The 13,375-nt window shown below is 69.2% G+C and carries 9 protein-coding genes; 6 read left to right on the forward strand and 3 right to left on the reverse strand.

Annotated features, from left to right (window positions below):
- Positions 1–414: 414 nt before the first annotated feature.
- Positions 415–1,314: a dienelactone hydrolase family protein gene (locus tag O7597_RS23060; protein WP_281580664.1), complete on the forward strand. Its 900-nt coding sequence runs from the start codon at positions 415–417 to the stop codon at positions 1,312–1,314.
- 172 nt (positions 1,315–1,486) lie between these two features.
- Here O7597_RS23060 and O7597_RS23065 read toward each other — a convergent pair whose 3' ends face one another.
- Both O7597_RS23065 and O7597_RS23070 read right to left on the reverse strand, forming a co-directional pair.
- The gene (locus O7597_RS23065) at positions 1,487–3,772 is read right to left on the reverse strand and encodes a glycoside hydrolase family 3 C-terminal domain-containing protein (RefSeq protein WP_281580665.1); all 2,286 of its coding nucleotides are present in this window, start codon (positions 3,770–3,772) and stop codon (positions 1,487–1,489) included.
- A gap of 76 nt (positions 3,773–3,848) precedes the next feature.
- On the reverse strand, positions 3,849–4,889 hold the full coding sequence (locus tag O7597_RS23070; RefSeq protein ID WP_281580666.1) for a LacI family DNA-binding transcriptional regulator: 1,041 nt from the start codon (positions 4,887–4,889) through the stop codon (positions 3,849–3,851).
- A 222-nt stretch (positions 4,890–5,111) separates the two neighbouring features.
- Between O7597_RS23070 and O7597_RS23075 the strand changes: the two genes are divergently transcribed.
- The 5 genes from O7597_RS23075 (at position 5,112) to O7597_RS23095 (ending at position 12,153) form a co-directional block, all read left to right on the forward strand.
- Complete coding sequence (locus tag O7597_RS23075) at positions 5,112–6,029, forward strand: sugar ABC transporter permease (RefSeq protein ID WP_281580667.1); 918 nt, start codon at positions 5,112–5,114, stop codon at positions 6,027–6,029.
- Positions 6,026–6,847, forward strand: coding sequence for a carbohydrate ABC transporter permease (locus O7597_RS23080; protein ID WP_269740839.1), 822 nt, complete (start codon positions 6,026–6,028; stop codon positions 6,845–6,847). The genes O7597_RS23075 and O7597_RS23080 overlap by 4 nt, the downstream gene beginning before the upstream one ends.
- The gene (locus tag O7597_RS23085) at positions 6,844–9,537 is read left to right on the forward strand and encodes an alpha-L-rhamnosidase (RefSeq protein WP_281580668.1); all 2,694 of its coding nucleotides are present in this window, start codon (positions 6,844–6,846) and stop codon (positions 9,535–9,537) included. The genes O7597_RS23080 and O7597_RS23085 overlap by 4 nt, the downstream gene beginning before the upstream one ends.
- A 25-nt stretch (positions 9,538–9,562) precedes the next feature.
- On the forward strand, positions 9,563–10,819 hold the full coding sequence (locus O7597_RS23090) for an extracellular solute-binding protein (RefSeq protein ID WP_281580669.1): 1,257 nt from the start codon (positions 9,563–9,565) through the stop codon (positions 10,817–10,819).
- A gap of 128 nt (positions 10,820–10,947) precedes the next feature.
- The gene (locus tag O7597_RS23095; protein WP_281580670.1) at positions 10,948–12,153 is read left to right on the forward strand and encodes a family 1 glycosylhydrolase; all 1,206 of its coding nucleotides are present in this window, start codon (positions 10,948–10,950) and stop codon (positions 12,151–12,153) included.
- A gap of 7 nt (positions 12,154–12,160) precedes the next feature.
- Here O7597_RS23095 and O7597_RS23100 read toward each other — a convergent pair whose 3' ends face one another.
- Entirely contained in the window at positions 12,161–13,183 is a 1,023-nt protein-coding gene (locus O7597_RS23100) for a LacI family DNA-binding transcriptional regulator (RefSeq protein ID WP_269740843.1), read from the reverse strand.
- Positions 13,184–13,375: the final 192 nt, after the last annotated feature.

Below are 13,375 nucleotides of genomic sequence, written 5' to 3' on the forward strand. Positions count from 1 at the left end.
GGAAGGAAGCCGTAGAACGTTTCATCGAGGGCGAATCAATGAAACGTTTCACATCGCAGCTTGTCGATAGCGTACGAACGGGTCGTTGGCCGCGTCAAGGGGTGCGCCGGCGAGGTGGCCCGCATTGACCGCGACCGGCCATCGGGAACCCCGCCCGGGTGCAGGAGATTGCGTCGGATTGGCCTGCCGTCAGAGCGGGCGCCGCGCGTGCAACGGTGATCGCGTCTCGGCGGGCGGCCGGGTGTCTAGGTAATTATTGACGAACTCCTATGTGCTGGTTTAACGTCAAAGCGCCATAGGCGATGAAACGATTCAATATCGTGATCGCTTCGGCCTCACTCGATCCCGTCCCGCACCCATCCCGTCGCTTAAGGGCGGGTTTCCCGCCTGTGAAACAAGAAGGAGGAATGCCGCATGTCGAACGAGGAAACTGAGCTGGCGCCACGGCAGCCGCGCCCATCGCCGATCCGTAGGGCACTGGGTGGTGCCGCGATCGTCCTGGGCCTGCTCGCCGCGACGACGGTGGCGAGCCCGGCCACCGCCGCCAGCCCGTATCAGCGTGGTCCGAATCCGACCGCCGCCAGCATCGCGGCCACCACCGGACCCTTCGCCATCGCCTCGACCACAGTGCCCAGGGGCAACGGATTCGGCGGTGGGGTGATCTACTACCCGACCAGCACCAGCCAGGGCACCTTCGGCGGGATCGCGATCTCGCCGGGGCTCAACGGCACCTGGTCCGGCATCTCGTGGCTGGGACCGCGGCTGGCATCGCAGGGCTTCGTCGTGTTCGGGATCGAGACCAACAATCTCAACGACAGCCCCACCAGCCGTGGCACCCAACTGCTCGCGGCACTGGACTACCTGACCCAACGCAGCTCAGTGCGTAGCCGCCTCGACGCCAACCGCCTCGCGGTGATGGGGCATTCCATGGGCGGCGGTGGCGCCCTCGACGCGGCCCTGCGGCGGCCGACGCTGAAGGCGACGATCGGGAACGCACCCCACCTGCCGTCGGGCAGCCTGGCCAACGATCGGGTGCCGACGTTGATTTACGCCATGCAGAACGACACGCTCGTGACACCGGCACGCCTGACCAGCTTGTACAACACCATCCCTGCCGCCACCGAGCGTGCCTACATCGAGGTGACGGGCGCGGGTCACAACTACATCGGACAGCCGAGCACCACACTCGCCCGCACGATGATCCCGTGGCTGAAGATATTCATCGACAGCGACACCCGCTACGCCCCCTTCCTCTGCCCCCTCAACGACCGATCCGGCATCAGGCAGTACCGCAACAGCTGCCCGCTGATCTGACGCCTGATCCACCTGCACGTCAGGTCGTATGGCAGCAGGTGCTGACCACCGGAGATCGGTCCGGACACCGGGTGTGGTGTTCGGACCGATCTTCCGGTGAAGGACGTGCGAGATGGACGACGACCTGTCGGATCGGGAGCACCCCGCCCCTGCGCCGGCTGCTGCGAGCGGTTCAACCCGTCGTGTCAAGCCGGTCGAGCAGAACGGCCAGCACCGTACGGTCGATGCCGAGGCCGGGGAACGCGGTGAGGGTACGCAGCGGGAAGTCACCCAGGACGGTCATCGCCTCGTGGTCGCCCAGGATACCGCGCGGGCGGCCCGTGGCGTCGACGCCGACAACCCGGCGCAGCGCATCGGCGCCGGCCGGGTCCGCCAGCCACTCCCGTAGTGTCGCCTCGGCGTCGAGGCGTACGGGAACCGGTGGGGCGTCGATCTCGACGGTGGCGCTCAGGCGTAGGTCGCGGGAGGAACGTCCGATCCCGATGTCGAACGTGCCCGCCTGGAGGACCCAGCGGCGTTGCCCGGTCGACCAGTAGGACAGGTCGCGGGCGCTGAGAGTGAGACTGACCCACTCGGCGGCGCCGGGTGCGAGGTCGACCTTGACGAAGTCCTTCAGCTCGCGGATCGGGCGAGCCACCTGGGACTGCGGAGCGCCGACGTAGAGCTGGACCACCTCTTTGCCGGGCCTTCGTCCGGTGTTGGCGACGGTGCAGGACACGGCGACGGTCAGGTCGCCGTCCTCGACGCGTCCGGTGACCGTCACCGTCAGGTCGCGGTAGTCGAAGGTGGTGTAGGACAGGCCGTGACCGAAGGGATAGGCGACGTCGCGGCCGACGGCGTCGTATCCCCGGTAGCCGACGAATACGCCTTCGCCGTACCGGACGTGGCCGTCCTCGCCGGGGAAGTTGAGGTACGCCGGGGTGTCCTCGAGCCGCAGCGGCAGGGTTTCCGCGAGGCGGCCGGCGGGCTCGACGGTGCCGAGGAGCAGGTCCGCGGTCGCGCCCCCGGCCGCCTGGCCGGACAGCCAGGTTTCCAGGATCGCCCGGGCGTGGCCGTCCCAGTCGGCCAGCCGCACGGCGGAGCCGTTGGCCAGGACAACCACGAGGTTCGGGTTGGCGGCGGCGAGGCGGGGCAACAGTGCGGTCTGATTGTCCGGCAGCGCGATGTGGGGCCGGTCTGCACCTTCGGACTCGGCAGCACCGGGCAGACCGAGGAAGACGACCACCGTGCCGGCGCGGGCCGCAAGCGCGACGGCCTCGGCTGCCAACTGGTGGTCCTGGTCTGTGGTCTGGATGCCGAATCCGGCGGCGAAGGGCACGTGGACGCCGGTCGGCACCGCGGCACGCAGTTCCTCCAGCGCCACGTCGAGGCGGGTCGGGTTGACCTGCGAGCTGCCGGCGCCCTGAAAGCGTGGCGTACGGGCGAACTCGCCGATCACCGCGATCACGTCGCCGGCCGACGGACGCAGTGGTAGCAGATCCGCCTCGTTCTTGAGCAGCACCGCGCACTCGGCGGCCGCCGTACGGGCCAGCGCGTGGTGGGCGTCGACGTCGAAGCCGGCCACCGCGTCGTCGGCAGCGGGCGGCGGGCCGGCGGCCAGTGCCTGGTCGACAAGGCGCAGGATGCGGAGCGCCGCCCGGTCGAGGAGGTGCTCGTCGAGCGTGCCGCCGCGTACCGCCGCGACGAGCGCCGCGTCGCTCACCCCGAGGTTCGGTGGCATCTCCAGGTCGAGCCCGGCGGCCAGCGCGGCCACCCGGTCGTGCACGGCGCCCCAGTCGGAGACCACGACGCCGTCGAAACCCCACTCGGTACGCAGGACATCGGTGAGCAACCAGCCGTGCGCGGAGGCGTGGATGCCGTTGATCCGGTTGTACGCGCACATCACCAGCCACGGCCGGGCTCGGGTGACAATGCGTTCGAAGTGCGGTAGGTAGATCTCCCGCAGGGTGCGTTCGTCAACGTCGGCGCTGACCCGCAGCCGGTCGGTCTCCTGGTTGTTGGCGGCGAAGTGCTTGACGCAGGCGCCGACGCCCTGGCTCTGCACACCGGTAACGTGCGCCTCGCCCAGCACTCCGGTCAGGAGAGGGTCTTCGGAGAAGTACTCGAAGTTGCGCCCGCACAACGGTGACCGCTTGATGTTGACGCCGGGGCCGAGAACCACGCCCACCCCCTGCGCCCGGGCCTCCACGCCGATCGCCGCGCCGATCCGGCGGACGAGCTCTGGATCCCAGGACGAGCCGAGCGCGGACGCGGTCGGAAAGCAGGTGGCCGGCAGGCTGCCGGAGATGCCGGCCTGGTTGCCGTCCGGCTGGCGACGCAACCCGTGCGGACCGTCGGCGAGCAGGACCGCCGGGATGCCCAGCCGGTGCACCGGCGAGGTGTGCCAGAAGGTCGAACCCAGGCAGAGCACCGCCTTCTCCTCGAGCGTCAGCTCGGGTAGCAGATCGGCCATTGTCATCGACGTGTTCTCCGTTCCTGGGACGTGATCTGGTCCGCACCGGCAGCGTCGGGTCAGCGAGTTGGGTCGGACAGCGCTACGCCGGTGGTGGCGCGGTCGTCCGGCGGACGACGAGGGTGGGGGAGAGCTTGACCTGCGTGGTGGGTCGGCTGCGGTCGGCGATGCGGTCCAGCAGGAGCCGGGCGGCGTTGACGCCGATCTCGCGGCCGGCCTGGTCGACACTGGTCAGTGAGATTGGCCGGAATGCGGCGAAGGTGGTGTTGTCGTAGCCGGCGACCGAGATGTCCTCCGGGACGCGGAGACCGGCCTCGGCGATGGCGTCGAGCGCCCCCATGGCGACGATGTCGGCACCGGCGAAGATCGCGGTGGGGCGGGTGGGACGGTTGAGCAGCTGTTGAGCGCCGAGGTAGCCGCCCTCCTGGTTGTAGCGGGTCGACGCGATGTCGATCTCGTCGGCGAGGCCATGGGCGCGCATGGCCTGTTGGTAGCCCTCGGCGCGGATGGCGTTGGGCATCTCGGCGAGGCAGTCGGCGGTGGTCTCGTGATGTTCGATGTGCGCGATGCGGCGGTGCCCTAGGTCGGTGAGGTGGTTGACCATCAGGGTGGCGCCGGTGCGGTCGTCGTCGACGACGGTGTCGTAGCTGCGGGAGTGCCCGTGGCGGCCGACCACCACGGTAGGCACCGTGCTGGCGATCCTGTCGAGGTCGGAGCAGTTCGAGATCGGCGCTATCAGGACCATGCCGTCCATGCCGCGGTCGATCATCGCGTTGACGATCCGCGCCTCGGCCTCCTGGCCGTTGCAGCCCGGCCCGAGCAGGACCTGGTATTCGCTTCCGGCGATGTGGGCGTCGAGGCCGTCCAGGATCTCGGCGAAGAAGGGGTTGCGGATGTCGGGCACCAGAACGCCGATGGTGTACGTCCGGCCCCGCATGCCCCGGGCGGCGGCGTTCGGTCGGTAGCCGAGTTCGGTGATCGCCTGGCGTACCTTCGCCTGCATCTGGGGGCTGACGCCGTAGGCGTTGCGGAGCACCTTGGACACCGCGGTGGTGCTGACCTGTGCGTGTCGCGCGACGTCGATGATGGTGATCCGGCGGGCCGGCGCTGACAGCTTCTCCACCTGACGTCCTCCGGGCTGTGTAAAACGTTGCGCAGAGACTAGACCGCCGCGTCGCCGATGTCAGCAGGCAACCTCTTGACGTCCGCTGGATGACCTCCTATGGTCAGCCGCAACATTTTGGAAAACGTTGCCCACGCCACACCGTTCACGGTCGAGGGATCGCGTCGCTGCTGGGCCCTCATTGGACCTATCGTATGAAACGTTTCAAAGAGTGGATTGCGGATGACTACTACCCCGGACAGTGACAAAAGGGTCGCTGTCGATGGTCGACGAGCGGCAGCGCCGCCGTGGTGGTTCGCGGCACCGGCGCTGCTGCTGTTCGCCTTCGTGGTCCTGGTGCCCAGCGCGCGTGGCGTCTACTACGCCTTCACCGACTGGGACGGACTGAGCCCCGACCTCGCCTTCGTCGGCCTCGGCAACTTCGTCGACATCACCCACGACCCCACCGCCCGGCAGGCGATCTGGCACACGCTGGTCATCGCCGTCTCGATCACGATCATCCAGAACGGCATCGGACTGCTGCTCGCACTCGGCGTCAACACAGTGATCAAGTCGCGCAACGTGCTGCGGGTGTTCCTGTTCGCGCCGGCCGTGGTCACCCCGATCGTGACCGCCTACCTGTGGCGCAACCTGCTGGGTCCGGACGGCGCCGTCAACAGCCTGCTCGCCGCGGTCGGACTCGGCTCGTGGCAGCAGGACTGGCTGGGCGATCCCGAGATGGCCCTCTGGTCGGTGGTGGCCGTGATCGTGTGGCAGTTCGCCGGCTACTCGATGGTCATCTTCCTGGCCGGGTTGCAGTCCGTGCCGAAGGAACTCTACGAGGCCGCCGCCATCGACGGCACCGGGCCGGTACGGCGGTTCTGGTCGGTGGTCCGGCCGCAACTGGCCCCCGCGATCACGATCAACCTGATGTTGTCGATCATCGGCGGCATCAAGCTGTTCGACCAGGTGTACGCCCTGACCGGAGGCGGCCCCGGACACGCCACGGACACCATCTCCACGCTGATCTACAAGGAGGCATTCACGCTCGGCGAGTTCGGCTACAGCATCGCCCTCGCGGTGGTCCTGACGATCATCGTGGCGGTCGTGTCGACCGGGCAGTACCTGATGTTGGCACGCAACGAGAGGGCGGCGTCGTGAACCGTTACCGCTGGCGAACCTTCGGCCTGGAAATGGTCATGATCGCCGCCGCACTGGTGATCGCCTTTCCGGTCTACATCCTGGTGAACCTCGCCGTACGGGCCCCGTCTGACACCTCGTCGCCGCTGCGTCCGACGACCTCGCCCACCTTGTCCAACTTCACCGAGGCGTGGCGCGAGGGCGGGCTCGGCGGTGCGCTGATGAACAGCGTCCTGGTGACCACCATCAGTGTGCTGGTCGTGCTGGCGGTTTCCGCGCTGGCGGCCTATCCGCTGGCTCGGGCCACCGCCCACTGGTCGCGCGGCATGTTCCTGCTGATCATGCTCGGGCTGGTGTTGCCGTTCCAACTGGCCGCACTGCCGCTCTACCAGACCATGCGGGACCTCGGACTGCTCGGCACGGTCTGGTCCCTGGTGCTGTTCTACTCCGGGCTCCAGGTGCCCTTCACGACATTTCTCTACACCGGCTTCATCCGGGCCCTGCCCCATGATTTCGAGGACGCCGCGCTCATCGACGGCTGCCGTCCCTGGGAGGCGTTCCGGTACGTCGTCTTCCCGATGCTGAAGCCCATCACGGTCACCGCCCTCGTGCTCAACGCGATCACCGTGTGGAACGACTTCTTCACCCCGCTGCTGTACCTGAGTGGAAGCACCCAGCAGACCGTGCCCGTCGCACTGGCCGGGTTCGTCGGTCAGTACGTCGCCGACTGGAACCTCATCTTCGCCGCGCTGGTGATCAGCATCGTGCCGGTCCTGCTCCTGTACTTCGCGTTGCAGCGCAGCATCATCAACGGATTTGCCGGAGGGCTGAAGGGATGACCCCCTACGGGCTGCAGACGGAACAGCGGTGTGAGCCGCTGGGCGTGGGGGAGCGGCAACCCCGACTGTCCTGGAAGCTGGAATCCGACCGGCGCGGGGCGGCGCAGAGCGCGTACCGCATCACCGCCGCCGAGCGGGCCGCGGACCTCGACGATCCCGACCGCCTGATCTGGGACAGCGGCCGCCGGGAGTCCCCGGACGGTCTGCTGGTGCCCTGGGACGGGCCGGCTTTGCGGTCGGCCACCCGGTACCACTGGCGGGTCCAGGTGTGGGACGAGACCGGCTCTCCCGCCGGGTCGGCGCAGAGCTGGTTCGAGACCGGGCTGCTGCACCACGAGGACTGGACCGCGGCCTGGATCGGCCGGGATCCCGCCGCGCAGCCGCACGTCGACCCGCCGGGGGAGGAGGACCTTCCCCCGATGGACTCGCCACCGCTGTACCTGCGCCGGGAGTTCCAGCTGGAACACACCCCGGTGCGTGCCCGGTTGTACGCGACCGCTCGAGGTGTGTACGAGCCCCGGCTCAACGGCGAACGGGTGGGCGACGTCGAGTTGGCGCCGGGTTGGACCGAGTACCACCACCGGCTGCAGTACCAGACCTATGACGTCACGACGATGCTGCGAACCGGTGCGAACGCGATCGCCGCGATCGTCGCGGACGGCTGGTGGTGCGGGTACGTCGGCTTCGACCGGCGTCGTCCCGCCCGTCACTACGGTGACCAGCCGGCCTTGCTGGCGCAACTGGTCATGGAGTTCGCCGACGGTTCCCGTCAGGTGGTGACCACCGACGCGAGCTGGAGCGAGCATCCCGGCGCGATCCGCGCCGCGGACCTGCTGATGGGCGAATACGTCGATCGGCGCTGGCACGTGCCGGGCTGGGATCGAGCCGGGTGCCCGGACGCTCGGTTCGTCGCGGTGGCCGTGCTCGACGCCACCCCGGGGCCACTGGTGGCCGAGCCGGATCACCCGGTCCGGGTGGTGACCGAGATGCCGGCGGTCGAGGTGACCCGACGCGCGTCCGGCCGCTACGTCGTCGACTTCGGGCAGAACGTCGTGGGGCACGTTCGCCTGACCCTGCGCGGTGCCCCGGAGGGGCAGCGGATCGTGCTGCGGCACGCCGAGATGCTCGCCGACGGCGAGCTGTACGTGGCGAACCTACGCACCGCACGGGCGACCGACGTGTACGTCTGCGGCGGGGACGAGGTGGAGGTGTTCGAGCCGCGCTTCACCTTCCACGGATTCCGCTACGTCGAGATCGACAACCACCCCGGCGAGCTGGTCACCGCCGACATCGTCGCCCGGGTGGTGCACAACGACCTGCCCTGGACCGGCCGGTTCCGGTGCTCGGACCCGATGGTCAACCAGTTGCAGTCCAACATCACCTGGGGCCAGCGCGGCAACTTCGTCGCGGTGCCGACCGACTGCCCGCAACGTGACGAGCGGCTCGGCTGGCTCGCCGACGCGCAGATCTTCGCGCCGACCGCCGGACGCAACGCCGACGTCGCCGCGTTCCTGGCCCGCTGGATGCGCGACGTGGTGGACGGGCAGGACGCCGACGGTGCCTTCCGGGACGTCGCGCCCGTGGTGTCCCTGCATCGGGAAGCCGCCCCCGCCTGGGGCGACGCGGGCGTCATCATCCCCTGGTATCTATGGCGAACCTACGGCGACCGGCGGGTGCTGGCCGACAGCTTCGACGCGATGCGCGCCTGGGTCCGGCACATCCACCGGCACAATCCCGACCTGCGCTGGCGTAACCGCACCGGCAACTCCTACGGCGACTGGTTGCAGGTCGACGTCACCACCGAGCGGGAGGTGCTGGCGACCGCCTACTTCGCCCACAGCACACACCTCGTCGCCCAAGCCGCCGAGGTGCTGGGTCGCTCCGACGACGCCACCGAGCTACGGCAGTTGCACGCCCGGATCCGTGACGCCTTCATCGACTCCTACGTGCACGCCGACGGCACGGTCGAGGGCGGCACGCAGACGGCGTACCTTTTGGCGCTCGCGTTCGGGCTGGTGCCGCAGCGGCTGGTCGCGGCGGCCGTGGGGCACCTGGCCGCCGACATCGAGAAACGCGATCGCCGGCTCACCACCGGCTTCGTCGGCGTGGCCCTACTCTGCCCGGTGCTGACCGAACACGGTCGGACCGACCTGGCCTACGCCCTGCTGCACCAGACGGATTACCCCTCCTGGGGCTACTCGATCCGGCACGGCGCGACCACCATCTGGGAGCGCTGGGACGGGTGGACCGACCACGCCGGGTTCCAGTCACCGGCGATGAACTCGTTCAACCACTACAGCCTCGGCAGCGTCGGCGACTGGCTCTACGGCCGGGTCGCCGGCATCGACCAGACACCGTCCTCGGTGGCGTACCGCGAACTGCTGCTGCGCCCCCAGCCCGGCGGTCGGCTCACCTGGGCACACGCCGAGCAGGAGACCGCGCGGGGGACGGTCGCCTGCGGTTGGTCGATCGCCGACAACCGGATCACCGTGACCGCCACGGTGCCACCCGGAAGCACCGCCGTACTGCAGATCCCCACGGCCGACCCGGCCAGCGTGCGCGAAGGCGATGCGCCGGTCGCCGGTCAGCCCGGGGTTCTCGGGGTCGAGCCGTCCGCCGCAGGGGCCACCCTGCGGCTGGCGTCCGGCCGCTACACCATCACCGCCGCGGCACCCGACGCGGTTTCCTGACCGGCAGATCAGCCCGGGAGACACAGTGAGAATCAAGAGGTTCGCAGCCGTGGTGGCCGCGACGACGATGACGATCGCCTTCACCGCGTGCAGCGGTGGCACCAACGCCAGCACCGACGCCAACACGTTGACCCTCGCCTCGGTCGACCAGGGCTCGGTCGAGGACGTGGTGAAGGCCTTCGAGGACGCCAACCCCGGGGTGAAGGTCAACTTCACCACCAGCGGCGCCGACCAGTACCAGCAGCAGATCCGTACCCAGCTGGCCTCCGGCACGGCCCCGGACGTCATGACGGTCTGGCCGGGCAACGGCAACCCCGGCGCCACCTTCGTGCTGGCCGAGCCGGGCTATCTGATGGATCTGTCCGACCAGCCGTGGGCAGCCCAACTGCCCGAGTCGGTCAAGAGCGTCGCCCAGTACGACGGCAAGACCTACAACGCGATCTTCGGGCTCAACGGCATCGGCGCGATCTACAACCAGGAGGCCATGGAGAAGGCTCAGCTGACCCCGCCGGGCACCTGGACCGAGCTGCTCACGTTCTGCCGCAACGCCGCCGCCAAGGGAACGCCGGCCTTCGCGCTCGGCATCCAGGACAACTGGGTCACCCAGATCGCGCTGTTCGCGCTGGTCGCCACCACCGTCTACGGCAACGACCGGGACTTCGACACCAAGATGCAGGCCGGCCAGGCCACCTTCGCGGACTCGGAGTGGACCACGGCCATGGCCAAGTACCAGGAGATGAACGAGACCGGCTGCTTCCAGGAGAGTCCGCTCAGCACCAGTTACGAGGCCAGCCAGGAGTTGGCCGCCACCGGCAAGACGCTCGGCATCATCCAGGGCAACTGGGTGGTGGCGCTGCTCAAGGGCAAGAACCCGTCGGGCACGTTCGTGCTCAAGCCGCTGCCGGCCACCGACGACCCGGCCACCTTCGTCATGCCCGCCGCCGCAGGCGCCGGCTACGGCGTCAACGCCAAGGCCAAGAACACCGATCTGGCGCTCAAGTTCGTCAACTTCGTGATGTCTCCCGAGGGCATGCGGGTGTTCAACGCCAAGCAGGGCAGCCTGCCGTCGCTGCCGAACAGCGGCTCGGAGGTCGACCCCGCCTTCACCGACCTGACCACCTTCATCAACGACAACCGGACCGTGCCCTTCATGGACCAGCTGTGGCCGAACGCGAAGGTGCAGCAGACCATGCTCTCCGGCCTACAGGAGATCTTCAGTGACCAGGCCACCGCTCAGCAGGTGCTGACCAGGATGGACGCCGAATACCAGGCCGGTTCCTGACCTGCGACCGGAAGCCGTCGCGGGTACTCACGCGACCATTCGATCGGCCGCTTGCCGGCGCGTCTCCGACTGGAGGCGCGCCGGCGGTGCCCGGACATCCGTGGCCACTTGGGCGAGGAGGAACATCCGTGGGCGCAGACTTTCCGGCCGACTTCCTGTGGGGCAGCGCCACCTCGGCCCACCAGGTCGAGGGAAGCAACGTCAACAACGACTGGTGGGACTTCGAGCACCGCCCCGGCAGCGCGGCACGCTGGTCCTCCGGCGACGGCATCGACCATTACCACCGCTACGCGCAGGACTTCGCCCTGCTGCGGTCACTGGGCCACAACGCGCACCGGCTGTCGCTGGAGTGGTCCCGGATCGAGCCGGCACCCGGCGAGTTCAGCCGCGCCGCGACAGCGCACTACCGGCGGGTGCTCACCGCCCTGGCCGACACGGGCATGACCGCCTTCGTCACCCTGCACCATTTCACCTTGCCGCGCTGGTTCGCGGCCGCCGGCGGCTGGCTCGCGGCGGACGCCGAGACAACGTTCGCCCGCTACTGCCGGTATGTCAGCGCAGAACTGGGTGACCTGATGCCCTTCGTGTGCACGATCAACGAGCCGCAGATGGTCGCCCTGCACGGCTACCTGGAGGCGTACCATCCGCCGGGCATCGCCGACGAGACGCTGTGGAAGCGGGTCGGTGGGCGGCTGCTCGACGCCCACTTCGCGGCGGTGCGGGCGGTGCGTACCGAATCGGACCGGTCACAGGTCGGCTTGGCGGTCCAACTGCCGCTGCTGGCGCCGGCCCGCGACGACGAGGCGTGCCGGAGGCTGTGCCGCCTCATGCGGCATGAAATCGTCGATCGGTATCTCGACGGGCTCACCGGCGCGGATCGCGGCGACTTCCTCGGCGTGCAGTACTACCGCAAGCAGTGGGTCGATCCGAACTCGCCCACCCTGTTCGGTGAGCCGCCGGCCGGCTTTCGCCGGACCCAGATGGGCTGGGCCGTGCATCCCGACGGTCTGCGGCAGATCCTGCACCGGGCCGCCCGGACCGGTCTGCCGCTCTACGTGACGGAGAACGGCGTCGCCACCGAGGACGACACCGAGCGGGTCGACTACCTGCACTCGCACCTCGCTGCCGTAGCCCAGGCCATGGCCGAGGGTGTCGACGTACGCGGGTATCTGCACTGGTCGGCCTTTGACAACTTCGAGTGGAGTGAGGGCTACCGGCCGAAGTTCGGCCTGATCGCCGTCGACCACGACGACGACTTCGCCCGGATCGCCAAGCCGAGCGCGTACGCCTTCGCCAAGGTGGCCGAGACGGGCCGGCTGGACCCAACAGGGTGAGTGGACGTCAGTCGCGGCGGTGGTCGCTGGAGCGCCGCACGACCAGTTCGGGCTGGAAGACGACGTGCCGGTGGCGGTGGGCGAGGCCCCCCTCGGCCTCCTCCAGCAGCAGCAGCGCGGCTGTGCGGCCCAACTGTTCGCGGGGTTGGCGCACCGACGACAGGGGCACCGCCGCCGCACCGGCGAATTCGATGTCGTCGTACCCGACGATCGCGACGTCGTCGGGCACCCGCAGCCCGCGTTCGGTCAGCTGCTGGAGGACACCGAGGGCGATCAGGTCGTTGGCGCAGATCACGGCGGTGGGTCGGCGTCCGGCGGGCAGAGCCAGCAGTTCCTCGGCGGCGCGTCGGCCGCCGCCCACGGTCAGGCTGCTCGTCGTGGCAACCCGCAGCTCGGCGTCGCCGGCCCGCTCGGACAGTGCTGCGGCGGCGCCGGCGTGCCGGTCGGCCACCTGAGGGATGGAGAAGGGTCCGCCGGCGTACGCGATGCGACGGTGCCCCTGATCCAGCAGGTGCTCCATGGCCAGCCGACCGCCGAGGAGGTCGTCCACGGCCACTGAGCAGCGACTGGCCTGCCCCGATCCGCGGTCGACCAGCACCACCGGGATGCCGCGGCTGTGCAGGCGTTCCAGGTTGGGTTGCAGGCCGTGCGCGACGGGGGTGATGAGTACGCCTCGCACCCGCTGCTCCTCCAGCAGTTCGAGGTGCCGGCGTTCCCGGGCGCTGTCCTCACCGCTGTTGCAGACGATGAGCATGGCGCCGGCCTCCTCGATGACCTGCTCGGCGCCGTGGACCACGTCGGTGAAGAACGGGTTGGCGACGTCGAGCACGACGATCGCCACGGTGCGGCTTTGTCCGGCGCGGAGTTGGCGGGCGGAGTCGTTACGGACGTAGCCGAGTTCGGCGATGGCGTCGAGGACCCGTTGTCGGGTGGCCGGCGCGACCGTGTTCGGCCGGTTGAGCACGTTGCTGACGGTGCCCAGGGACACGCCGGCGTGCCGCGCGACCTCCTTGATGCTTGCCGTAGCCATGGCTCCCTCGGCGGTGTCGTGCCTGGTGGGTGGTCGGGCCCCCGGGACCAGGCTGGACTGTCGGGGTCCGCCCCGATCGGGGGAAGTCTATCGCTTGTATAACGTTTCATTCATCCAACCCGCCCCGGGTCGCGCTCGGCAAGAGGAACTGCCAGGTGAAGGGCGGGTTCGGGGCCAAGAGGGTCGCCGGAT

Source organism: Verrucosispora sp. WMMC514 (genome assembly GCF_027497295.1).
In the GTDB taxonomy this organism is placed as follows: domain Bacteria; phylum Actinomycetota; class Actinomycetes; order Mycobacteriales; family Micromonosporaceae; genus Micromonospora; species Micromonospora palythoicola.